This is a genomic window from Cellulosimicrobium sp. SJTW-1 (assembly GCF_047716875.1).
GTDB classification, from domain to species: domain Bacteria; phylum Actinomycetota; class Actinomycetes; order Actinomycetales; family Cellulomonadaceae; genus Cellulosimicrobium; species Cellulosimicrobium funkei.
The window spans coordinates 3,299,181-3,322,704 of record NZ_CP136680.1 but is presented as its reverse complement, the minus strand read 5'-3'; the positions used below and the strand labels follow the sequence as shown (position 1 = coordinate 3,322,704).

Genomic DNA, 23,524 nt, shown 5'->3' with positions numbered 1-23,524 from the left:
ATCAGGTGAGTCCGCCGGCGGCGAGGAGCATGCGTAGTCGGTAGTTGTCGCGGTTGCGGTACCCGCGTGCGAGACGGCGGTGAAGTTCGATGATCCCGTTCACGGCTTCGGTGCCGCCGTTGTTGGCTCGGCTGGTGGTGAAGTAGGCCAGGAACGCCCCGCGCCATTTGCGCAGGGTCCGTCCGAGGCGGGCGACTTCGGGGATCGGGCAGGTGTGGAAGGTCGCGAGGATCTTCTCGGCCCGCGTGCGACCTTCGGTGAGATTCTTGGCGCGGTAGGCGGCTCGCAGGTCCTGGGCGCAGCGCCAGGCGACATAGACGGCCTCGTGGGCTGGGTCGGCCTCGATGGCGGCGGCAAGACGGTCGAGTTGCTTGTCGGTGAGGTTCTCGGCCCCGGCGCGCAAGAGGCGTTGAATTCCGTAGAGCGGGTCGCCCTTGCGGCCCCGGTGCCCGAGGGTGTCCTGCTGGACGCGGCGGCGGACCTCGTCGACCACGGTGGTGCCGAGCTTGACGACGTGGAAGGCGTCCAGGACCGCGACCGCGTCCTCAAGTTCGGCGTCGATCGCACTCTTGTAACCTCCGAACGGGTCCAGCGCGGCGATCTTGATGCCCGTGCAGAAGTCGTCGCCGCGCTCGGTGAGCCAGTCGGCGTAGGCCTTCTTCGACCGGCCAGGCACCAGGTCGAGCAGTCGGGCATGGACTTTTCCGTTCTTGTCTCGGGTGAGGTCGACCATCCCGGTCAGTTCCTTGGGTCCCTTCTTCCTGGGGTCCCCGTGGTGCCAGATATGCTCATCGACTCCCAGCGAACTGACTCCGACGAAACGCTTGGGGTCAGCGGCGAGCCGCTCGAGTTCTGGCTTGATCGCGCGCCACAGCGTCCACCAGCTCACCCCGAGCTGGCGGGCCAGGCCGGCGATCGTGGCGTGCTGGGTGCGCAGGGAGGTGATCGCCCAGCTGATCGCGCGGGTCGTGATCGAGCCTCGCGGCCCGACCAGCGCTCCGACCTGCTCCATGAACGTTCCTCGAGGACACCCGGGGTCGGGACAGCGCCACACCCGTTGCCGCCAGATGAGATGGACCGCGGTAGTGCCATGGGGGACGTCGTGCAGCACCCGCCGGCGCCGACCGCGGCTCGGGGCGACGACCCCGCACGAGGGGCAACCCATCAACTGCCACGGAGTCGAGACCGTCACCACCAACTGGTCGACGTCGCGTTCGACCCTCTCAACATGGACCGTGTCCTGCAGTCCGAGCAGGACGTCACAGTGCGGGCAGGGGACAGAAGTAGCACGCGCACCAGTGCACGCCGTAGCGTCGGACATGTCGAGGTCCTCGAAGGTGGATCAGTGGTTGGCGCTTCTGATCCTCGGGGACCTCGACCCCTACACCCCGACCATCACGCCCCGCGTGTCACTCCCCACCAGATCGACGAAGAGCCCGTTTACGAACAGCCCTTTTTCGTTCCAGTCAAGTTTGACGCCCGTCGCGGACTGGATCTCGCCAATCACTCGCGTGACCGGGTCCTTCATCAAATCACCTCTCTCGCGCGTAGGCGGCCGGCCCGCGTCGTTATCTGATACTTCCGGCCGCCGGAGCCGGTCTCGCGCACAAGAAGGGTGGCGCGGTCCGCGGCGCCAGCCTTCACGCCAAGGCGTCGGATGGCCTGCCGGAGGCCTAGGAATCGCTCGAGTTCTGTTGCGGACGGCTGTGAGCCCGTCGATGCGCGCAACAGGAGCTGCCACAACGGATAGTCGACTGATACCGACTTTCCGTCAATAGAGACCGAGAGTGAAATCGGCCTGTATCCCACGAGTTTCGCGCCGCGCTCGTTTGACAGGACGATCGGATCTGCCTCCGGCTTGATCAGCTCATCGTCGAGTAAGTCGACCTCCACAAGCACGTCAGCTGTGGGGTCGGTTCTCACTGTCGCGGTGGGGTAGAAGTGCGCCGTGTTCTTCACGATCACGCCGAACGCGCTCGCAATCCCCTCGACGATCTTGTCGAGCGCCAACTCCGTCGCCTCGACTTGTTCGTCCCCAGGGGCGGTGCCGTTGGCCTGCGCGACCAGTGCGGCTGCGTACTCGTCATCGACGGCGGTCTCGGTGGCCAGGGCACCGGCTAGCCATGCTGCCCTCGCCAGGGTTCGGCCCCACCGAGAGTCTTCGTCCACAGCCCACGCAGCAGAGTCCAGCAACTCACCTGCGTGGAGTACTGCAGGGTGAGGGGGTTCAGACGGAGCGAGCCAGTCCCTCAACCGTTCCGCATCTCGCTGGGCATCCAGTCCCGCATCTGACACCAACTCGTGTGCTTGTCGGGTCGCGGAGAACCCGGGGTCACGTTGTGCGATGTCCCAGAGGAGGGTGCCGGGCCGTGCCTTCTCTAGGGCGGTCGAACACGCTAGCCCACTAATGAGCGGACGGGCGTTCCCAGCATCCGCGACGTCGGCTATCGCGAAGCAGAGGTCGCGGTTGGGGGTTACGTCCTCCTGGTCCTCAAGCCCAGAAAGGGAAAGTTCTGCGACGGCGTCCCACAATGCGCGAGGTGCGACTTGGCGGCCTCGGGAGAGCGCGACATCACCGATTGCCTCGGATAGCGCGTTGCGAGCCGTGGCGGACGTGATTGCCGTTGCGTTCGCCATCGGCCAGCACCACTTCCTGACCTGGCATGTCCCGCATCGTGGGGCTCCTGCGAAGACTCCGGTCTCCGAACTGGGGTCCAGGCTCTGGAGAATACCGTCGAGCACGTCTCCGTCTCCACCCGCAGTCGGGCGGTGGTCGAGGTTGACGACAAGTACCGAAGTCGCGAGTTCCTTGTCGACACTAAGCGAGCCCAAGGGCAGCCCCATGCAATACTTAAGCACGGACTCGAGTTTCGTGAGCTTCGGTGGCGAGCTTGCGGAAGGTAGATCGTGGAAGAATCGAATCGCCATGCCGGTGTTCATGGCGATGAGCCGGCACTTACCCGTGTAGGTTTCGGCCGCGTCGCTGAAAGGACGGAAGAACTCCGCCAGGCGGTCGACCTGCTGTTGGTCTGGCGACTCCGAGTGAGTCGCGTCCGAGAGGCACCTCTCAATGCGTCCAGGTGACGCATGCTCCCTGGCGAGGAGGTGGTTGATCGTCGCGGACTTTCCGCTCCCCGCGCTTCCGGTCAGCACCAAGAGTTTCGGGGCGTTTTCCGACCCTAGAAGGTCCCAGAGGTCGTCTTCGAGCTTCCCAGGGCGTGCCATTCGTTGTTGAATCTCGGTGAGCACATCGTCCCTGACCACAGACTGTGTCGATGGCGCGCGCAATTGGGCGAGGATGGACAAGGGGCTGGGAAGAGATACATCAAATGGTGGAGCGTCATTCATTACTGTCACCGGTCCAGTAGAAGGTTGCATGATGGTCAAGCAGTGCCTCGTCGGCCAGCCTACGGACGGCGACCCAGCCCGGAACCGCCAGTCGCTCGGCGACCCGTGCGACTAGCGCCCCGGACGCATAACTCCAGGCGACCTCGCCGTCTTCGCTCGGTTCGAGTGGTTCGACCGTCAATTGCTGCGCGGCCAAGTCAAAGGTGCGTTCTAGTAGCGAGCGAGGGGTGAGCAAGCATGCGGCCAGGTCCACAGCCTCGAACTCCTTGCGAGTCAGCCGCGGGTACGTGCAGACGTCCTCCCTCGAGTCCTCGTTCATTGCTACGAGATGAGCCACACCGTGTGCCGTAAGGAACCGGGTTCGGGGCAGCCACGCCGGGTCCTCGGGTTCCGTGGGCTCGGTGATCAGGAGCTTCGAGCCGCGTACCTCGACTGCGCTCTGCCCGGTGCGCTCGACCGAGACTGTGTAGCCGAGATGCCGGCAGATCACGGTGGGGTCGATACGGTTCCGGACGAGGGCACCACCCGGGACGCTCTTGAGCACGCGCTCCGCTCGCTCCGAGGCAACGATGCGGCGGAGGGACGGCGCTGTCGCTCGTTCGAGGAGTTCCTCTGACAACGCCTCTGGATACTGAGCGACGACGGACTCGACCCGTGGGGTAACGCGGCCCGCCGCGGCGGCGAGTTCGGTCGGTGCGCCGAGTTCGTTGCCGAGGCGCTCGAGGAGGGAGCGACTGACCTCCCGCTCACCGCCTCGTTCGAGACGGGACAGGTGGGTGTGGCTGGTGCCAACCGCGTCCGCCACCTCCCGCTGAGTCCTACGGCCACGGAGGCGACGGAGCACTGTCCCGAAGCTGGCTCCGTCTCTGCTCATAGGCTCATTGAAGTGCCACAGACCTGCTTCGTCCACGCGCAACGTCGCGATTTGCGGCGAATGATCAATCGCGCTCACCGAGTGCTTCTGCCCAACACCGCTCCGTCGCGCGACCTCCGGGCTTCGCTAGGGGGCGGACGCGTATCTGTTGTCCGCGCGTAGGCCGCGCGTGCACGGCTCGTCCCACGCGTGATCCGCGCGTTGGCGACCGGTTGATGACCGGTTGACCGGTTGACCTGGTGGGTGTGACCCTTGAGCGAAGCGCTCGTGTGCCCGAAAGTCCGCCGTTTTTGGCGGTCTTCTTGCGCCGCCCGGGCGGCAAAGACGGATCGCGGGCGTGGGGTGCGGGACTCGACCCGATCGGAGAAGGTCGGGGGTTCGAATCCCCCTAGCTCCACCGGAGAGACCTCGCCAGACCAGGTCGACGATCTGAGACGGCGAGGGTCTCGTCTTTTCCCGGGATCTTCCCGCCATGCCGGCGTCCGTGCTTGCGCCCCGACGTCGACGTCCTGGAGGCGGTGCCGAGCCCGCGCGCTCGGCTGACGCGCCGGACCTATCCTGGCGACGTGACCCTCACCGAGCTGGTCCCGGTCCCCGGCGGGACGTTCCGCATGGGCTCGGACCGGCACTACCCGGAGGAGGGGCCGGCCCACGACCGGCAGGTCGAGCCGTTCCTCCTGGAGCGGCACGCGGTGACGAACGCGCAGTTCGCGGCGTTCGTCGCGGACACCGGCTACGTGACGGTCGCGGAGCGCCCCCTCGACCCGGCCGACTTCCCGGGCGCCGACCCGGCGGACCTGGTACCCGGGGGGCTCGTGTTCACCCCGACGGCCGGACCGGTCGACCTGCGCGACTGGCGGCAGTGGTGGCGGTGGCAGCCCGGGGCGTCGTGGCGGTCGCCGCAGGGGCCGGGGTCGGGCGTCGACGACCGGCCGGACCACCCGGTGGTGCTCGTCGCGTTCGAGGACGCCTCGGCCTACGCGGAGTGGGCGGGACGGCGTCTGCCCACCGAGGTCGAGTGGGAGCGCGCCGCACGGGGTGGTCTCGACGACGCGGAGTACGCGTGGGGCGACGAGCTCGCACCGGGCGGACGCCTGATGGCCAACACGTGGCAGGGCCGGTTCCCGTACGACGACGCGGGCTGGGGCGGGACGTCGCCCGTCGGCTCGTACGAGCCGAACGGGTACGGGCTCGTGGACCTGATCGGGAACACGTGGGAGTGGACGGCGGACACGTTCACGCCGCGCCACGTCGTCCCGGGCACGCGCGGGCCCGACGCCGGTGGGCGACCGAACCTGCTGGCCCCCACGACGTCGCCGGAGGTCCTGCGCGTGACGAAGGGCGGCTCGTACCTGTGCGCGCCCGAGTACTGTCGCCGCTACCGGCCCGCGGCGCGGTCCGCGCAGTCCGACGACAGCGCGACGACGCACCTCGGGTTCCGCTGCGCCGCGGACGTCCGCTGACCGCGGGTCGGTGACCCGCTGGCGCCCGGGGACGACGAAGGCCCCCACCGAGCGGTGAGGGCCTTCGCGGAGCGGCGTGGCCGCGACGAGGTCAGGGGCAGGTGACGGGCTCGCCACGCACCTCGACGACCGTGCCCGAGGGCACGCCGGAGCACGCGTCGAGGACCTCCTGCGTCACGGCGCCGACGGTGCTGAAGAACACGATCGAGCCGATGATCGTCAGGACGAGCACGATCGCGCCGACGATGATGCCGGCGAGCGCGAGGCCGTTCTTGTAGCCCGCCTTCTTGGACTTGTTGAAGGCCACGATGCTGAGGATCAGGCCGACGATCGAGAGGCAGCCGAGGAACGACAGCACGAGGCCGACGATCCCCATCGTCTTGCCCGGGTCCTGGCCCGGGGCGGAGTACGACGGGGCGCCCGCCTGCGGTGCGCCGTACTGCGGGGCCTGCGGGGCGCCGTACTGCGGGGCCTGCGGCGGCTGCTGCGGCTCGCCGGGCTGCGGCGCGCCGTAGGCGGGCGGGCCGGACGGCGTCCCGCCGGGCTGCTGCGGGTTCTGGTCGGGCTGGTCGGGGGTCGACATGCGATCTCCTCGGCGTTCGGTCGGGGCCTGCCCAGTATGCCGGTCGGGGGCGCCGCCCGCCCTGTGATTGCGCGGCGCGCCCGGCGGCTGGTCCGGGTGGCGGGGGTCACGCGACCCCGCGGCCGGTCGGGTCCGACCATCACGAGTCCCTCACATCCCTCGGTCGGCGAGCCGCGCCGGGTGCGCGATGATGGGGGCGTGAACACTCGGAAGGTCCGATTCGTCCCTGTCGCCCTCCCCGTCGTCCTCTCGCTCGGTGCCGTCGTGGCGCTGGGCGGCTGTGCCGCGGAGACGGCGAAGGCCGACGGGCCGTCCTCGGGTGAGACCGGGCTCGTCGCCCGTGCCGCCGAGCCGAGCGACGGCGTCCTCGTGCTCGGCTCGACCGAGCCGGCGGAGCTCGCGCTGACGAGCAGCCAGGCGTTCTTCACCAACGCGCCGGTCGTCGTGCTCGCGACGGCGGACGACGAGGCCGCGCGCGCGACCGCGGCCGCGGCCGCCGTCGAGCTCGCCGCGCCCGTGCTGCTCGTGGGTGGCGCCATCTCGGACGGCGGGCTGCGCACGGAGCTGGGCCGGCTCGGCACGGTCGCCGTCGTCGAGGTGGGCGAGCCGCCCGCGCCCCCCGGCCAGGAGGACGCGGGCGAGGAGCCCGCGCGCGCGACCCTGGGCGACGTCGACGGCGTCGAGCGCGTCCTGCTGGAGGTCGGGGCGCTCCTTCCCGACGGGACGCTCGACGAGCGCGACCTCGACGAGGTCCGCGCCGCGCTGCCCGATCGGGGCGAGCCGGAGACGCTGACCGAGGTCCTGGCCCTCACGGAGCCGGGCAGCCTCGCGGTGCCGGGCGGACCGCAGTCCGCCGCCATCGCGACCGCGCGCGCCGCGGGCGCCGTGCCGCTCGAGGTGCCGCAGGGCGACCCGCGGGCGTCCGCCGAGGTCGTGGACGCGATCTCGGCGGCGAAGGCGCTCGCCGTCGTCGGTATCGGCGCGAGCTTCGGCACGGCCGACGACCTCACGTGGCGGCTGCGGTCGGCCGAGGCGGGCGACCTGCTCCCCAGCGGTTCGCAGCTCGTCCTGGCCGACGGCGTCCGGTACGTCGCGGTGGAGGCCGACGCCGTGACGTCGGGCCTCGTCGCGGTGGGGGAGCGCTCGGCGACGGAGGCCGTCGAGCGTGCGCAGGAGGCGGCGGCGGCGTACGCGGAGGCCGCCCCGGGCGACGTGGTGGTCCCGGTGCTCGAGGTGCCGGCGACGAGGGCGTCGTCGAACCCGGGCGCGGACCGCGACTACTCGACCGAGATCCCGGCCGAGGAGCTCGTCCCGCTCGTCGACACCGCGGCGGCCGCGGGGGTGCTCGTCGTGCTGCGCCTGGAGCCCGGCCGCGCGAGCTTCGACGAGCAGGTCGCCGAGTACGCGGACCTGCTCGCGCGCCCGGCCGTGGGCGTCGCGCTCGCGGTCGACGCGCGCCGCGCGGGCGAGGGGTCGCGGGCCGGCACGGTGGGCGCGGCGGAGCTCAGCGCCGCGATCGGCGCCGTCGGGGAGGTCGTGCGCACGCAGGGCCTGCCGCAGAAGCTCGTCGTCGTGCAGCGACCCGACGCCGAGGCGGTGCTCGACGCCGCCGCGCTCGACGTGGGCGCGGGCGAGGCGGCCGTCGTGCTGCAGCCGACGGGGCAGGCGGGGTTCGGCGCCCGCGCACGCGAGTGGGGCACGCTGCTCGACAATGTGCCGGCAGGCGTGGTGGGCGGCTGGACCACGGGTTCGGCGGACCCGGCGCGGGACGTCGAGGGCGTCCTGTCGCTCGACCCGAGCCCGCGCTACGTGGCGCCGTCGCGCTGACGATCCGCTCCGCAGGGCACTTGGTCGGTCCCGTGCGCGCGGGTTAGGGTGTGTCGCTCGCAAAAGCCGAATCGATTCGACCAGACCTAGACGACGAGGTACCTGATGGTCTCGATCATCCCCCAGCCCCTGCACGTCGAGCCCGGTGAGGGCCACGTGCCCGTCGGTGCCCTGGAGGTCCACGCGGTCGGTCTCGACGGCGCCGCCCCCTGGCTCGCCGACCTCGCCGCGAGCGTCCTCTCCGGCCTCGACGGCGTCACCGCGACCCATGACGACCCCGCCGCCGTCGCGGTTCCCGCCGCGGACGGGGAGCGCACCGCGCTCGTCCTGCGCGTCGACGGGGCGGCCGGGCCGGAGGGCTCCACGAGCCCCGAGCGCTACAGCCTCGTCGTCGACGCCGCCGGCGTCACCGCCACGGCGCCCGGGCCGGCCGGGCTGCTCCACGCGGTGCAGACGCTGCGCCAGCTCGTCGTCGCGCCGGGTGACGGGGCGTCCGCGCGGGTGCCGCACGTCGTCGTGCACGACGCGCCGCGCTACCCCTGGCGCGGTCTCTCCGTGGACGTGGCGCGCACGTTCTTCGGGCTCGACGCGCTGCGGGCCGTGGTCGACGTCGCGGCGGCGTACAAGCTCAACGTGCTGCACCTGCACCTCACCGACGACCAGGGCTGGCGCATCGAGTCGCCGTCGCGGCCCGAGCTCGCCAAGCTCTCCTCGGGCGGCGACACGTCCGGCGGGACGGGCGGCCACCTGTCCCTCGCCGACTTCCGCGCCCTGCAGGACCACGCGGCCGAACGCTTCGTGCGCGTCGTGCCGGAGATCGACGTGCCGGGCCACATCAACGCGGCGACCCACGTGTGCGGCGACCTCATGCCCGACGGCGTCCCCACGGACGCCTACCACGGCATCGAGGTGGGCTTCTCGCGCCTGACGTTCGACCTCCCGGCCACCGAGCCCTTCCTGCGCGACGTCTTCACGGACCTCGCCCACGCGACCGACGGCGAGCACGTGCACCTCGGCGGCGACGAGGTGCTGAAGATGGAGCCCGCCGAGTACGCGCGCTTCGTCGAGCTGTGCGAGCGGCTGATCCTGGAGGCGGGCAAGAAGCCGGTCGCGTGGCAGGAGGCGGCGAAGGCGCCCCTGCGCCCGGGCACCCTCGTGCAGTACTGGGACACCCACCCCATGGACCTCACGTACCTCGTCGACGCGGCCAGGGCGGGAGCGCGCGTCATCATGTCGCCCGCGAACCGCGTCTACCTCGACATGAAGTACACGGCCGACTTCCCGCTCGGGCAGGAGTGGGCGGGGCTCGTCGAGGTCCGCGACGCGTACGACTGGGAGCCCGAGCAGGTGGTCCCCGGGCTCCCGGCCGACTCGATCGAGGGCGTGGAGGCCGCGGTCTGGACGGAGCGCATCCCCACGCTCGACGCGCTGTTCACGATGCTCCTGCCGCGCCTGAGCGCCGTCGCGGAGGTCGCCTGGACGGCCCCCGACCGCAAGGACTGGGACGACTACCGCCGACGCGTCGCCCGCGAGGCGCACGCGTGGCGCCGCTCGGGCACCCCCTTCCATCCCTCGGTGCAGGTCGACTGGTGACGCGGGCGGGCGACGCCCGCGGGGTGGTGGACGTCACCGGGGAAAACCCCTCCAGCGGTCGCGAGGCGGGCGGCCGCTGACGGACCATCGATCGATGGCCTTCGTGACCTTCTCCGCCGCCCGCCACGACGACCCGTCCGGAACTCCCTCCTCGACCCCACGCCCCGGCTCCCGCGCGCGCCGGAGCGGCCCGCGCCGTCGTGCGGCCGCGCTCGCCGCGACGCTGGCCCTGGCGACCGCGCTCGCCGCGTGCACGGGCGGCGACCCGGACCCCGCCGCGAGCAGCACGGGGCCCGCCGCCGACACCGAGGCCGAGCCCGAGCCCGACGGCGCCCGCGCCGCGACGCCCGAGGGCGTCCTCACCCTCACCGAGGAAGGCCCCGCCGCGCTCGCGCTCGCGGCGAGCCGCACGTTCTTCGCGACCGCGCCGGTCGCGGTCGTCGTGCCGGCCGACGCCGCCGAGGACGCGACCGCGGTCGGCGTCGCCACGGCGCTCGCCGAGCGGGTCGTCGCGCCCGTCCTGGTCGCGGGGGACGACGCGGCGCTCGCCGAGGAGCTGACCCGCCTCGACGCCGCCGAGGCGGTCGTCGTCGCGCCGGAGGGGACGAGCGTCCCCGGCCTCGACGACGTGACCACGGTGCACGTCGACCCGGCGGCCGTCGCGCCCGACGGCGCCGTCGACGAGGAGTCGCTCGCGGGCGCCGCCGACCTCGCGGTCCAGGACCTCCCGGCGTCGGGCGACGCCCAGACGTCGACCGGCGTCCTCGCGCTGACGGACCCCGACGCCGGGGCCGCGGCCCGACCGGCGGCCGCGACGGCCCGCGCGTCGGGCGCGACGGTCGTCGACGCCCCCGGCGGCGACCCGCGCACCACGTCCGAGGCCGTCCAGGCGGTCGCGGCGGCCGGGGCGACGGCGACCGTCGGCCTCGGGGCGTCGTTCGGCAGCCCCGACGACCTCGGGTGGCGCGTCGAGGCGGCCGCTACGGGCACGGAGCTGCCCGGCGGCGGGCAGCTCGCCCTGCCCGGCAAGCGCTACGTCGCGCTCTACGGGTCGCCGGGGGCGCCGGTGCTCGGCGTGCTCGGCGAGCAGGACGTCGCCGCGACGATCGCGCGCGCCCAGGAGCACGCGGCCTGGTACCAGGGCTTCACGGACGAGCCCGTGGTGCCGACGCTCGAGATCATCACGACGGTCGCGTCGGGGTCCGCGGGCTCCGACGGCAACTACTCGAACGAGCGCGCCGCCGACCTCGTGCGGCCCTACGTGGACGCCGCGCGCGAGGCGGGGGTGTACGTCGTGCTGGACTTCCAGCCGGGCCGCACGGACTTCCTCACGCAGGTGCGCGCGTACGAGGACCTCGTCGCGCAGCCGCACGTCGGTGTCGCGCTCGACCCGGAGTGGCGCCTCGGCCCCGACCAGGTGCACCTCGCCCAGATCGGCTCCGTCGGGGTCGACGAGGTGAACGCCGTCGGCGACTACCTCGCGGGCCTCGTGCGCGAGCACGACCTGCCGCAGAAGGTCTTCCTGCTGCACCAGTTCCGCACGTCGATGATCACCGACCGCGCACGCCTCGACACCGCCCACCCCGAGCTCGCGACCGTCGTCCACGCCGACGGCCAGGGCGGACAGGAGGCGAAGGCGGCCACGTGGTCGACGCTGCACCAGGACGCGCCGGCGGGGCTGTTCTGGGGCTGGAAGAACTTCTACGACGAGGACGCGCCCATGCTCACGCCCGAGCAGACGTGGGGCATCAGCCCGACCCCGGACTTCGTCAGCTACCAGTGACGCCGGCCCGGCGCGCTCCGGGGCGCCCGGCCGGCGCGCCGGGTCAGCGCGTCAGATCCACGTGGGCAGCCACATGTGCATCCGCCAGAACCAGTACGGCACCTGCCACGCCGTCCAGATCGGGTAGAAGAACACGCTCACGGCGCCGATCGTCGTGAGCAGCACCGTGATCCCGACGCGCACGCGGGCCCGGGCGACCGCCCGGCCCTCCGTGCGCTCGAGCGCGAGCGTGATCGCGTAGACGAGCGTGAGCACGACCCACGGCAGGAACACGATCGAGTAGAACGTGAAGATCGTCCGCTCGGCGTAGAGGAACCACGGCGCCCACCCGGCGACGATCCCGCTGAGCACGGCGAGCGCGCGCCAGTCCTTGAGCCGCACGAGCGCGTAGAGAGCGACGAGGATCGCGAGCGCCGCCGCCCACCACAGGACGGGGTTCCCGAGCGACGTGATCGCCCGCGCGCACCGCTCGACCTCGCAGCCCGCCTCGCCGGCCTCGTACGAGCGCCAGTAGAAGGACGTGGGCCGCCACTGGAGGATCCAGCCGAGCGGGTGCGCCTCGTACGTGTGCTCGGACGTGAGCCCCGTGTGGAAGTCCCACATCTTCAGGTGGTACTCCCACAGCGACCGCAGCGCCGGGGGCAGCCACTGGACGCCCTCGCCGGGGTGATCGACGGCCCACTGGCGCATGTAGGCGCCGGGCGAGCGGAACCACGACGTCCACGTCGCGACGTAGGTGAGCGCAGCGGTGGGGAGCATGACGAGCGCGGCCGGGATCGCGTCGCGCACGAGCGCGTCCTCCCACCAGCGCCCGACGCCCGCGGTGCGCCGCGCCGTCGCGTCCCAGAGCACGGAGACGACGGCGAGGACCGCGAGGAAGTACAGGCCGGACCACTTGACCCCGCACGCGAGCCCGAGCGCGACGGCCGCGGCGAAGCGCCACCACCGCCACCCGAGCCCGGGGCCGTAGCGCCCGATGCGCCCGCCCGCGTCGAGGATCGCCCCGCAGCGCTCGGCGAGGCGTCGCCGGGCCTGCTCGCGGTCGAGCAGGAGGCACCCGAAGGCGACGAGCACCCAGAGCATGAGCATGTTGTCGAGCAGGCCGGTGCGCGAGTGCACGATCGCCTCGCCGTCCACGGCCATGAGCGCGCCCGCGACGATCCCCATCGCCGTCGAGGCGAACAGCCGGCGCGCGATGCGCGCGACGAGCACGACCGCGACGACCCCGACGACGGCGGACGCGATCCGCCACGACCACGGGTTCTCGGCCCCGCCGAGCGCCTTCATGCCGAGCGCGATCATCCACTTGCCCAGCGGCGGGTGGACCACGTAGTCCGCCGTGGGCAGGAACGAGTTCACGTCCCCGGCCTCGAACGCCGGGTTCGGCTCCTCGGGCCAGTCGGCCTCGTACCCCACCTGGAGCAGCGTCCACGCGTGCTTGACGTAGTACGTCTCGTCGAACACGAGGGTGCCGGGCCGGCCGAGGTTCCACAGCCGCAGCACCGCCGCGACGACGGCGACGATCGCGACGCCGAGCCACCCCCACAGCCGGTCGTGCGCCGTCGCGCCGAGCGCGAGGCGCCGCGGGCCGAGCAGCGCGAGGAGGAGCCGCTCGCGGTGGCTCGGCGCGGGGCCGTCGTCCGTCGTCACGTCCGACCGCGGTGCGCCGTCGTGACCTGCGGCCGGCTCGTCGACCGGCAGGTCGGGCGCCGGCCGGGGCTCGGCGTCGTCGCCCGGGCCGGGCGGCGCGTCGGTGGCGTCGGCCGAGGGGCGGGGGCCGGGGGTCGCGTCGGCGGGCGGCTGGGACACGCTGGCCATCGTAGGGGCCGCGCACGTGTGGAACCCTGGGAGCCATGTCCTCCTCGACCGACGTCCCCGGCCCCGACGCGCCCACGACCCGGCGGGAGGCCGGGCACCTCGTGCTCGGCGGCACGCCCATCGGGAACGCGGAGGACGCGAGCCCGCGCCTGCGTCGCCTGCTCGCGGAGGCCGACGTCGTCGCGGCGGAGGACACGCGGCGCCTGCACGCGCTCGCGGGCCGCCTCGGCGTCCAGGTCGGGGGGCGGGTCGTGAGCTTCCACGAGCACAACGAGGCGGAGCGCGCCGACGACCTGCTCGACGTCGTCGACGGCGGCGGCACGGTGCTGGTCGTGTCGGACGCGGGGATGCCGAGCGTGTCCGACCCGGGCTTCCGCGTCGTGGGCCGCGCGGTCGAGCGCGGCCTCCCGGTGACGACGGCGCCCGGGCCGAGCGCGGTGCTCACCGCCCTCGCGCTCTCGGGGCTCCCGACGGACCGGTTCTGCTTCGAGGGCTTCCTGCCCCGCAAGGCGGGGGACCGCTCGCGCGCGCTCGCGGCGCTCGTCGACGAGCCGCGCACGCTCGTGTTCTTCGAGGCGCCGCACCGCGTGGCCGAGACGCTCGCCGCGATGGCGGGCGCGTTCGGCCCGGACCGGCCGGCCGCCGTCGCGCGCGAGCTCACCAAGACCTACGAGGAGGTGCTGCGCGGCCCCCTCGCCGAGCTCGCGGAGCGCGCCGCCGAGGAGCAGCTGCGCGGCGAGATCTGCGTCGTCGTCGGCGGGGCGCCGCCGCGCGGGCCCGTCCCGCTCGCCGAGCTCGTGCCCGCCGTCCTGGCGCGCGTCGACGGCGGGGAGCGGCTCAAGGACGTGGTCGCGGACGTCGCCCAGGGCGCCGGGGTGCCCAAGCGCGACCTGTACGCCGCCGCGCTCGACGCGCGCCGCGGGTGAGGGCGGGCCGGGCGCCCCGCGGGGTCGCCCGGCCCGTGCCCGCGGTGCTCAGCGCCCGACGGCGTCGCTCGCCACGAGCGTGACGCCCGCCGCGGCGAGCTCCTCGCGCGCGGCGGCACCGAGCTCGGGCGTCACCGGCACGGTGAGGTCGGTGAGGACCCGGGTCGCGAGGCCGAGCGCGTGCGCGTCGAGCGCGGTCGCGCGCACGCAGTGGGACTCGGCGATGCCGACGACGTCGACCGCCTCGATCCCGGCGTCGCGCAACAGGTCCGCGAGCGGTCGGCCCGCGACGTCCACGCCCTCGAAGCCCGAGTAGGCGGCCTGGTACTCGCCCTTCTTCACCCCGGCGTCGGGCGCGAGGTCGGCGAGCGCCGGGTGCAGCTCGGCGTTCGGGGTGCCCGCGATCCCGTGCGGCGGCCACGTGTCGACGAAGTCCGGGTCGGGGCTCCAGTGCTCGCCCGGGTCCACGTGCCAGTCCTGGGTCGTCACGACGAGGTCGTACGCGTCGCGGTGGTCGCGCGCGTGCTCGGCGATGCGCTCGGCGACGGCGTTCCCGCCCTCGACGCCCAGCTCGCCGCCCTCGCAGAACGTGGGCTGGACGTCGACGACGATCAGCGCGCGGCGCGGCGCGGGGGTGCTCTCGGTCATGCGCCCACTCTGCCACCCCGGCGGGCACCGGGGGAGCGCGGGTGCGAGAGTGGGCCCAGCCGTGATCCGACCGGGAGGCAGCCATGACCGAGCACCAGGAACCGCCCACGACGACCTCCGGCACGGACGCCGGACGACCCCTCGGGTACTGGCTCAAGCTCGTGGACCGGCTCATCGACGAGAACCTCGACGCCGTGTTCCAGCACTCGGGCCTCACGCGCCGCCACTGGCAGGTGCTCAACACCATCCGCGACGGCGTGAGCGAGGAGACGAGCGTCGACGGCGTGCTGTCACCCTTCACGGGTGCCGGGGCGGGCGGCGCGAGCGCCGTGACGGCGGAGATCGACGACCTCGTGCGCCGCGGCTGGGTCGCGCGCGGCGACCAGGGCCTGTCGGTGACGGTCGCGGGCAACCACGCGTACCACGACCTGCTCGACGCGGTGTCGGTCGCGCGCGAGCGGGTCGCGCAGGGCGTGAGCCGCGAGGAGTACGCGCGGACGGTCGCGACGCTCGAGCGCATGGCGCGCAACCTCGGCTGGTCGGGCTGACCCGTCGGCGGCGAGCCGGTCGCGAGACGCGGTGTCACGTCGTCGGGCGGCAGGCGTACCCTGCGAGACTCGCGACCCGTGCGCACCCGCGCGCCCGGGAGCGCCGCACAGAGCTGGAGCACTGCGATGGAGTTCCGCCGGATCCCCGGTCTGCCGCCCTACGTCTTCACGATCGTCGACGGGCTGAAGATCGAGGCACGCCGAGCGGGGCGCGACGTCGTGGACCTCGGGTTCGGCAACCCGGACCTGCCGAGCCCGCAGGTCGCGGTCGACAAGCTCGCCGAGGCCGCGCAGAACTCGCGCAACCACCGCTACTCCGCGTCGCGCGGCATCCCGAAGCTCCGTGAGGCCGTCGCCGGGCTGTACCAGCGCCGGTTCGGCGTGAGCCTCGACCCGGACACCGAGATCATCTCGACCATCGGCGCCAAGGAGGGCTTCAGCCACCTCATGTGGGTCCTGCTGCAGCCGGGCGACGTCGCGCTCGTCCCCACCCCGAGCTACCCGATCCACATCTGGGGGCCCTACTTCGCGGGCGCCGACGCGCGCCAGGTCCCCATCGGCGACGGGACCGACGCCGCCGGGTACATCGACCGCATCATCGAGGCGTGGGAGCTCGGCTGGCCCAAGCCGCGCGTCGTCGTGCTGTCGTTCCCGCACAACCCGACGACGACCGTGGCGACCAAGGAGGACCTCCAGCGTCTCGTCGACTGGGCGCGGGACAAGGACGTCGTGCTCGTGCACGACCTCGCGTACGCCGACATGACGTTCGACGGGTTCGAGCCGCCGTCGATCATGGAGTGCGAGGGCGCGCGCGAGGTCGCGGTCGAGCTGTACTCGATGACGAAGTCGTTCTCCATGGCGGGCTGGCGCGTCGCGTTCCTCGTGGGGCGCCGCGACGTCGTCGGGGCGCTCGCGAAGCTCAAGAGCTACCTCGACTACGGCACGTTCCAGCCCATCCAGATCGCCGCGACCGTCACGCTCAACGAGGCGACCGAGTTCCCGCAGGAGATCTCGTCCGTCTACGAGTCTCGTCGCGACGCCCTGTACGACGGCCTGCAGCGCATCGGCTGGGACATCCACAAGCCCGGCGGCACGATGTTCGCGTGGGCCCGGATCCCCGAGCCGTACCGCGACATGGGCTCGATCGAGTTCGCGACGCACCTCGTCGAGGAGTGCGACGTCGCGGTGTCCCCGGGCGTCGGGTTCGGCCCCGGCGGCGACGAGTTCGTGCGGTTCGCGCTCATCGAGAACGAGCACCGCATCGGTCAGGCCGTCCGGGGCCTGCGCCGCGGGCTCACGCGACTGGGCTAGGGACCGTCCCCGTCCACACGTCGTCGCCGCGCAGCACGGCGTCGGCGCCGCCGTCGTCGTAGATCGTCTGCCCCGTGACGTGCGTGTTCGCGACGTCGGTCAGCCACAGCAGGAGCGACGCGACCGACTCGGGAGACTGGTGCCCGTTGAGGGGCATCGGCACCGCGGCGTCGACCATCGCGACCGACTCCGGGGTCGACAGGAGCTGGGTCGTCATGGGCGTGAGCACCGTCCCGGGCGCGACGGCGTTGAGCGGGACGCCCCGCCCGGCCCATGCCGCCGTCACGCACTCGCGGCGCACCCAGCGCGACAGCGCGCGCTTGGACGACGGGTAGGCGAGGTACCCGACCTGCGGGCCCTGCTCGGCGAGCGTGCCGGCGACGCGCAGGGCCTCGTCCTCGTCGTCCGCGAGGCACGCGTCCACGATCGCCTCGGACACCGGCTGGAGCGTCGCCATCGACGACACGACGGCGACGCGCGGCGCCTGCGAGCGCTCGAGCGCGGGCAGGAGGCCCGTGAGGAACCGGGTGACGCCGAAGAAGTTCACCGCGACCGTCGTCGGGACGGGCGCCGAGATCCCGGCGCACGCGACGACGGCGTCGACCGTGCCGTCCGTGGCGGCGAGCACCTCCTCGACCGCACGCTCGCGACCCTCGTCGGTGCTGAGGTCCGCCTGGACCTCGGCGTCGCGCAGGTCCACGCCGACGACCCGGTCGCCCCGCTCGCGCAGCAACCCGGCCACGCAGGCCCCCACGCCCGATGCCGATCCCGTCACCACGTACGTCCGCGACATGTGCACACGCCTCCTCGCCCACGTCCCCGGATCTCGGGGACACCTCCAGCATGCCTCGCCGTCCCGGCCCGGGTGGCCGCCGAAGGACCGGCGGCGCGGGCCGAAGGTCCGTCGCCCCTGCCGATCATCGCCCGGCACGACCCGCCGCTGCGGGTGACGATGGGCGGGTGCGACGCCACCACAGGACCCGGGCCTCAGGTCGAGGTCCCGCCGTGCGCGCGCGGACCGGCGTGCCCGTGCTCGCCGTCGGGCTCGCCGTCGTGCTCGGCGCGGGCGCGTGCTCGGACGGGGCGCCCGACGACGCGCCCGCCCCTGCGCCGTCGGCCACGACCGCCCCGTCCCCGCCCGCCGACCCGGTCGCGCCCGACGCGTCCGCCCTGTCACCGGAGGCCGCCTCCGACGGCCTGGTCGTGGTGCCCGAGGTGCGCGTCGACGTGGTCGAGGTCGCGACCGGGCTCCCGGCGCCGTGGGGGCTCGCGGCGCTCGCGGACGGCACGCTGCTCGTCTCGCTGCGCGACGAGCGCCGGCTGGTCGTCGTCGACCCGGCGACGGGCGCCGTCGAACCGGTGACCGGGCCAGGAGCGGACGACCTGCGCGACGGCACGGTCGCGCGCGGCGAGTCGGGGCTCCTCGGCGTCGCGGTGGGCCCGGTGGGCGGGGTCGCGGCGGGGGAGGTGTTCGTGTACCGGACCGCGCCGGACGGCAACGAGGTGCTGCGGGGGACGCTCGCGGGGCGCGAGCTCTCCGCCCTGACGCCGGTCGTCGAGGGCGTCCCTGCGGCCTCCACGCACGACGGCGGACGGCTCGCGTTCGGACCCGACGGCCACCTCTACGTCACGACGGGCGACGCGCAGCAGCGCGGGGCGGCGCAGGACCCGGGTGCGCTCGCGGGCAAGATCCTGCGCGTCACGGTGGACGGCGACCCCGCGCCCGGCAACCCGGACCCGGCCTCGCCGGTGTGGAGCCTCGGGCACCGCAACGTCCAGGGGGTCGCGTGGGACGCGACGGGCCGGATGCTCGCGTCCGAGTTCGGCCAGGACACGTTCGACGAGCTCAACGTCGTCGTGCCCGGCGGGAACTACGGCTGGCCCGACGTCGAGGGCACGGGCGGGGCGGCGGCCAGGTTCGTCGACCCGGTGGCGACGTGGCCGACGTCGGACGCCTCGCCCAGCGGGATCGCCGTGACCCGTGAGGGCGTGTACCTCGCGGGGCTGCGCGGGGAGCGGCTGTGGCGCGTGCCGTTCGCCTCGCCCGACGGCGGCGCCGACGCCGCGGCGTTCGGCGCGCCGCAGGCGGTGCTGACGGACCGGGGGCGGCTGCGCGCGGTCCTCGTCGATCCCGCGACGCCGCCCGGCGACGACGGGAGCGCGGTGCTCTACGTGCTGACGAACGACACGGACGGTCGGGGCGAGCCGCGCGACGGCGACGACCGGCTGCTCCGGGTCACGGTGACGCCGGCGGGGTGAGCGCCCGGGAACGTGCGCGCCGGACGCGCGACGTGACCAGGCGGTTTGGTGTGCGATAACGAATCGGTTACGGTCGAGTGTCTCGCGTAGCCGCTCACCGGGGACAGGTGTATTGGCCGGCCGTGGGACGCGGCCTCTCCCGGGCGCCCAGGGCGCCGAGGGCCGCAGGACGCCGGATCGGCCGGTCGAGCCGGGTGCGCCCGCCACGCTGCGGAGCACCCCGGAGGCGCGTGCGCGCCGTCGACCCCCGTGCCCGGGAGCCCCCGACGACTTGGACCACTGTGCACAACCCCTTCCGTTCCCGCGCGCCCGAGACGGCCGACGTCATGGCGCACACCCCCGAGACCACCCCGGAGGCGGTGCCGACCGCCGAGAGCCCCGAGAACCCCACCCGTCGGTCCGCCCGCGCGGCCCGGAGCCTCCGGTCGACGCGCCGGCGGCGCTGGTCGATCGTCACGGCGGCCACCGCCGTCGCGCTCGTCGGCTCCGGTGCCGTCGCCTACGGCGAGGCCAGCAAGACCGTGACGATCGACGTCGACGGCGAGACGACCACCGTCAGCACGCTCGCCGGCTCCGTCGGCGGCGCGCTCGACGCCGCCGGGGTCGAGGTCGGCGCGCGCGACCAGGTCGCGCCCGACCCCGGCTCCGCGCTCAGCGACGGCGACGACGTCGTGGTGCGCCTCGGCAAGAAGGTCACCGTCCAGACCGACGGCGCGCAGTCCGACGTCTGGCTCACCGCGCTCGACGCCGACGAGGCGCTCGACACCCTCGCGGAGCGCGGCGGCGACGTCCGCCTCGTCGCGTCGCGGTCCGGCGAGCGCGCGTCGCTCGACCTGCGCCTCGACACCGACGGGCCGGTGAACGTGGTCGCCGACGGGCAGACGAAGGTCGCGCCCGACGGCAGCATCGGCATCCCCGCGATCCTCGACCAGCAGGGCATCGAGCTCAGCGAGCTGGACCGCGTGAGCGTCCAGCGCGTCGAGGCGCCCGAGCCGGGCGCACCGGCGGTGTCGCTCGTCGTGCAGCGCGTCGTCGTCGAGCAGCAGCAGACGACGACCCCCGTGCCGCACGGGACCGTGCAGCAGCCCGACGACGCCAGGTACACCGACGAGTCGGCCGTCACCCAGGCGGGCGCCGACGGCGTCACCACGACGACGTTCGAGGTCACCCTCGTGGACGGCGTCGAGGAGTCGCGCGAGCAGCTCTCGCAGGAGGTGACGACCGCTCCCGTGGACGAGGTCGTCGCGACCGGCACGAAGGAGCGCCCGAAGGACCCGCGCACGATCGGGCAGGCCATGGCCGCCGAGCGCGGCTGGACCGGCTCGCAGTGGACGTGCCTCGAGAAGCTGTGGACCAAGGAGTCCAACTGGAACCCGACGGCGGACAACCCGACGTCGAGCGCCTACGGCATCCCGCAGTCGCTGCCCGGCTCGAAGATGGCGAGCAAGGGCGCCGACTGGGCGACCAACCCCGCGACGCAGATCGCCTGGGGCCTCGACTACATCGCCGGCTCCTACGGCTCGCCGTGCGGCGCGTGGTCGCACTCGCAGGCCGTCAACTGGTACTGAGCACGCGCCTTCCCTCCGCCGAGCACGGGGTTGCCGACGTTCTGGAGCTGAGAACGTCGGCAACCCCGTGCTCGGCGGCGCTCGTTCTCCGCCGGTGGACGCCGCCGCAGGGCGCGGCGCTGCCCGACTAGGATCGGGCACCATGACCCACATCCTCTCGGCCGTGGCGTGGCCGTATGCCAACGGGCCGCGCCACATCGGCCACGTCGCAGGTTTCGGTGTCCCGTCGGACGTCTTCAGCCGGCACATGCGGATGGCGGGTCACGACGTCCTCATGGTCTCGGGCACCGACGAGCACGGCACGCCGATCCTCGTCCAGGCCGACAAGGAGGGCGTGAGCCCGCAGGAGCTCGCGGACCGGTACAACCGCGTCATCGTCGAGGACCTGCACCAGCTCGGCCTGTCGTACGACCTCTTCACGCGGACCACGACGCGCAACCACTACGCCGTCGTGCAGGAGATGTTCCGCACGGTCCACAAGAACGGGTACATGGTCGAGAAGACGACCATGGGCGCGATCTCGCCGTCCACGGGCCGCACGCTGCCCGACCGCTACATCGAGGGCACGTGCCCCATCTGCGGCTACGACGGCGCGCGCGGCGACCAGTGCGACAACTGCGGCAACCAGCTCGACGCGATCGACCTCATCAACCCGCACAGCCGCATCAACGGCGAGACGCCGAAGTTCGTCGAGTCGAACCACTTCTTCCTCGACCTGCCCGCGTTCGTCGACGCGCTGGGGGACTGGCTGCGCACGCGCACCGCGTGGCGCCCGAACGTCCTGAAGTTCTCGCTCAACCTGCTCGACGACGTGCGCCCGCGCGCCATGACGCGCGACATCGACTGGGGCATCCCGGTCCCGCTGCCCGGGTGGGAGGAGAACTCGAGCAAGCGCCTGTACGTGTGGTTCGACGCGGTGATCGGGTACCTCTCGGCGTCGATCGAATGGGCGCGGCGCAGCGGCGACCCGGACGCGTGGCGCGCGTTCTGGAACGACCCGGAGGCGCGGTCGTACTACTTCATGGGCAAGGACAACATCACGTTCCACTCCCAGATCTGGCCGGCCGAGCTGCTCGGCTACGACGGCCGGGGGAGCAAGGGCGGCGCCCCGGGCCCGTACGGGAACCTCCAGCTCCCGACCGAGGTCGTGTCGAGCGAGTTCCTCAACGTCGAGGGCCAGAAGTTCTCGTCGTCGCGCGGCGTCGTCATCTACGTGCGCGACATGCTGGCCCGCTACCAGCCGGACGCGTTCCGGTACTACGTGGCGTCGGCCGGGCCGGAGACGCAGGACGTCGACTTCACGTGGGCGGACTTCCAGCGCCGCACGAACGACGAGCTCGTGGCCGGCTGGGGCAACCTCGTGAACCGCACGGCGAACCTCGTGCACAAGAACTTCGGGGCGATCCCGGAGCCGGGGCAGCGCCAGCCGATCGACGAGGGCGTCCTCGCGACGACGACGACCGCGTTCGGGCGCGTGGGCGAGCTCATCGCGACGCACCGCCAGCGCGCCGCCGTCGCCGAGGCCATGAAGACGGTCGGCGAGGTGAACAAGTACGTGTCGGACACCGAGCCGTGGAAGCTCAAGACCGACCCGGACCGGCTCGCGACCGTGCTGCACACCGTGACCCAGGCGGTGAGCGACCTCAACACGATCCTGTCGCCGTTCCTGCCGCACTCGGCGCAGCAGGTGCACGAGGCGTTCGGCGGCACGGGCACGTTCGCGGCCCAGCCGCGCATCGACGAGGTGACCGACCTCGACGACGACTCGCGCCACTACCCGGTCATCACGGGCGACTACCGCGCCGAGGGCCTGGCGACGTGGGAGCCGAAGGCCGTCGTGCCGGGCACCCCGGTCGGCAAGCCGACGCCGGTGTTCACCAAGCTCGACGACTCGATCGTCGAGGAGGAGCTCGACCGTCTGCGCGAGGGCGCCTGACGGTGGCCAAGCAGCGCGAGCGCGGCTGGCCGCCGGACCCGGAGCCGCTGCCGGTCCCGGTGGTGGACAACCACACGCACCTCGACTCGATCGCGCACGTCCTCCCCGAGGGCACCCCTGCCCCGACCGTCGCGGACCACCTGGCCCGGGCGGCGGCCGTCGGCGTGGACCGGGTCGTGCAGGTGGGCTGCGACCTCCCCGCGGCCCGCTGGACGGACGCCCTCCTGCGCGGCGACCAGGCGGTCTGGGGTCGCGAGCAGGCGGATCCGGCGCGTGCTGAGGTGGGGACGAGCCAGGACCACCTGGTCGGCGGCGCGGGGGCGCCGGGGGCGCCGGGGGTCGGGCGGCTGCTCGGGGCCGTGGCCATCCATCCGAACGAGGCCGTGCTGCACGGCGGGGTGCGGGAGGTCGGGCCGGACGGGCTCGAGCCCGACCCGCGGCCGCACCACGACGTGCCGCTCGACGACGCGGTCGCGGAGATCGCGGCGATCGCGCGTGCGAACGACCGCGTGCGCGCGATCGGCGAGACCGGGATGGACCTGTTCCGCACCGGCGCCTGGGGCGAGGCCGTCCAGCGCGAGGCGTTCCGCGCGCACGTCGCGCTCGCGAAGGAGCTCGGCCTCGCGCTCCAGATCCACGACCGCGACGCGCACGCGCAGGTGCTCGACGTCCTCGCGCGCGACGGCGCCCCCGAGCGGACGGTCTTCCACTGCTACTCGGGCGACGCCGCGATGGCGAAGTTCTGCGGGGATCAGGGCTGGTACCTGTCGTTCGCGGGCCCGGTGACGTTCCGCGCGAACGACGAGCTGCGGGCTGCGTTGCGCGCCGTCCCGCTCGGGCAGGTCCTCGTCGAGACGGACGCGCCGTACCTCACGCCGCACCCGTACCGCGGGCGTCCCAACGCGCCGTACGTCCTGCCGACGACGGTCCGTACGGTCGCCGAGGTCGTGGACCGACCGCTCGCGGACGTGTGCGAGCGCCTGGCCGCGACCTCCGTCGCGGTGTACGGCCCCTGGTGACGACCGCGCACCCGGGCGGG

General features: G+C 73.2%; 19 protein-coding genes. 11 read left to right on the top strand and 8 right to left on the bottom strand.

Translation table 11 applies throughout. The features are described 5' to 3' along the window. Position 1: 1 nt before the first annotated feature. The 4 genes from RSE42_RS14925 to RSE42_RS14910 all read right to left on the bottom strand — a co-directional run bounded on the left by RSE42_RS14925 (position 2) and on the right by RSE42_RS14910 (position 4,222). Entirely contained in the window at positions 2–1,321 is a 1,320-nt protein-coding gene (locus RSE42_RS14925) for an ISL3 family transposase (RefSeq protein ID WP_415296875.1), read from the bottom strand. Between the two features lie 60 nt (positions 1,322–1,381). After that, a complete protein-coding gene (locus tag RSE42_RS14920) occupies positions 1,382–1,528 on the bottom strand; it encodes a hypothetical protein (RefSeq protein ID WP_415296873.1) in 147 nt (48 codons plus the stop codon). After that, positions 1,528–3,249, bottom strand: a complete 1,722-nt coding sequence (locus tag RSE42_RS14915) for a hypothetical protein (RefSeq protein WP_415296871.1) — start codon at positions 3,247–3,249, stop codon at positions 1,528–1,530. Before RSE42_RS14915 ends, RSE42_RS14920 begins: the two co-directional genes overlap by 1 nt. Before the next feature lie 91 nt (positions 3,250–3,340). Continuing rightward, complete coding sequence (locus RSE42_RS14910; protein ID WP_415296869.1) at positions 3,341–4,222, bottom strand: helix-turn-helix domain-containing protein; 882 nt, start codon at positions 4,220–4,222, stop codon at positions 3,341–3,343. Positions 4,223–4,833: 611 nt separating this feature from the next. On the opposite strand from RSE42_RS14910, the gene RSE42_RS14905 reads away from it, so the two are divergent. After that, the gene (locus RSE42_RS14905; RefSeq protein ID WP_415298905.1) at positions 4,834–5,685 is read left to right on the top strand and encodes a formylglycine-generating enzyme family protein; all 852 of its coding nucleotides are present in this window, start codon (positions 4,834–4,836) and stop codon (positions 5,683–5,685) included. A gap of 91 nt (positions 5,686–5,776) precedes the next feature. Here RSE42_RS14905 and RSE42_RS14900 read toward each other — a convergent pair whose 3' ends face one another. Continuing rightward, positions 5,777–6,268 carry a DUF4190 domain-containing protein gene (locus tag RSE42_RS14900; RefSeq protein ID WP_085387424.1) on the bottom strand — a complete coding sequence of 164 codons (492 nt, stop codon included), beginning with the start codon at positions 6,266–6,268 and terminating at the stop codon, positions 5,777–5,779. 198 nt (positions 6,269–6,466) lie between these two features. On the opposite strand from RSE42_RS14900, the gene RSE42_RS14895 reads away from it, so the two are divergent. The 3 genes from RSE42_RS14895 (at position 6,467) to RSE42_RS14885 (ending at position 11,471) form a co-directional block, all read left to right on the top strand. Next, the gene (locus RSE42_RS14895) at positions 6,467–8,095 is read left to right on the top strand and encodes a hypothetical protein (RefSeq protein ID WP_171468294.1); all 1,629 of its coding nucleotides are present in this window, start codon (positions 6,467–6,469) and stop codon (positions 8,093–8,095) included. Positions 8,096–8,200: 105 nt separating this feature from the next. After that, complete coding sequence (locus RSE42_RS14890) at positions 8,201–9,688, top strand: family 20 glycosylhydrolase (protein ID WP_415296866.1); 1,488 nt, start codon at positions 8,201–8,203, stop codon at positions 9,686–9,688. 94 nt (positions 9,689–9,782) lie between these two features. Next, on the top strand, positions 9,783–11,471 hold the full coding sequence (locus tag RSE42_RS14885; RefSeq protein ID WP_415296864.1) for a hypothetical protein: 1,689 nt from the start codon (positions 9,783–9,785) through the stop codon (positions 11,469–11,471). Positions 11,472–11,522: 51 nt separating this feature from the next. Here RSE42_RS14885 and RSE42_RS14880 read toward each other — a convergent pair whose 3' ends face one another. After that, entirely contained in the window at positions 11,523–13,289 is a 1,767-nt protein-coding gene (locus RSE42_RS14880; protein ID WP_415296862.1) for a phospholipid carrier-dependent glycosyltransferase, read from the bottom strand. Positions 13,290–13,324: 35 nt separating this feature from the next. On the opposite strand from RSE42_RS14880, the gene rsmI reads away from it, so the two are divergent. Further along, the gene (rsmI, locus tag RSE42_RS14875) at positions 13,325–14,215 is read left to right on the top strand and encodes a 16S rRNA (cytidine(1402)-2'-O)-methyltransferase (protein ID WP_076406250.1); all 891 of its coding nucleotides are present in this window, start codon (positions 13,325–13,327) and stop codon (positions 14,213–14,215) included. A gap of 48 nt (positions 14,216–14,263) precedes the next feature. Here the strand turns inward: rsmI and RSE42_RS14870 are convergent, their stop codons facing one another. Continuing rightward, a complete protein-coding gene (locus tag RSE42_RS14870) occupies positions 14,264–14,863 on the bottom strand; it encodes an isochorismatase family protein (protein ID WP_211932987.1) in 600 nt (199 codons plus the stop codon). Positions 14,864–14,946: 83 nt separating this feature from the next. Between RSE42_RS14870 and RSE42_RS14865 the strand changes: the two genes are divergently transcribed. After that, entirely contained in the window at positions 14,947–15,411 is a 465-nt protein-coding gene (locus RSE42_RS14865) for a MarR family winged helix-turn-helix transcriptional regulator (protein ID WP_051028253.1), read from the top strand. A gap of 126 nt (positions 15,412–15,537) precedes the next feature. Beyond that, positions 15,538–16,722, top strand: a complete 1,185-nt coding sequence (locus RSE42_RS14860) for an aminotransferase class I/II-fold pyridoxal phosphate-dependent enzyme (protein ID WP_415296861.1) — start codon at positions 15,538–15,540, stop codon at positions 16,720–16,722. On the opposite strand, the gene RSE42_RS14855 is transcribed toward RSE42_RS14860, so the two are convergent. Continuing rightward, positions 16,706–17,515 carry an SDR family oxidoreductase gene (locus RSE42_RS14855; protein WP_043656099.1) on the bottom strand — a complete coding sequence of 270 codons (810 nt, stop codon included), beginning with the start codon at positions 17,513–17,515 and terminating at the stop codon, positions 16,706–16,708. The two genes, RSE42_RS14860 and RSE42_RS14855, sit on opposite strands and share 17 nt — an antisense overlap. A 212-nt stretch (positions 17,516–17,727) precedes the next feature. Between RSE42_RS14855 and RSE42_RS14850 the strand changes: the two genes are divergently transcribed. The 4 genes from RSE42_RS14850 to RSE42_RS14835 all read left to right on the top strand — a co-directional run bounded on the left by RSE42_RS14850 (position 17,728) and on the right by RSE42_RS14835 (position 23,504). Beyond that, positions 17,728–18,981, top strand: coding sequence for a PQQ-dependent sugar dehydrogenase (locus RSE42_RS14850; protein ID WP_415296858.1), 1,254 nt, complete (start codon positions 17,728–17,730; stop codon positions 18,979–18,981). A gap of 326 nt (positions 18,982–19,307) precedes the next feature. Beyond that, complete coding sequence (locus tag RSE42_RS14845) at positions 19,308–20,549, top strand: G5 domain-containing protein (protein ID WP_415296856.1); 1,242 nt, start codon at positions 19,308–19,310, stop codon at positions 20,547–20,549. A 142-nt stretch (positions 20,550–20,691) separates the two neighbouring features. Continuing rightward, positions 20,692–22,485, top strand: coding sequence for a methionine--tRNA ligase (gene metG, locus RSE42_RS14840; protein WP_144680842.1), 1,794 nt, complete (start codon positions 20,692–20,694; stop codon positions 22,483–22,485). A gap of 2 nt (positions 22,486–22,487) precedes the next feature. After that, positions 22,488–23,504: a TatD family hydrolase gene (locus tag RSE42_RS14835; RefSeq protein ID WP_415296854.1), complete on the top strand. Its 1,017-nt coding sequence runs from the start codon at positions 22,488–22,490 to the stop codon at positions 23,502–23,504. Positions 23,505–23,524 lie beyond the last annotated feature (20 nt).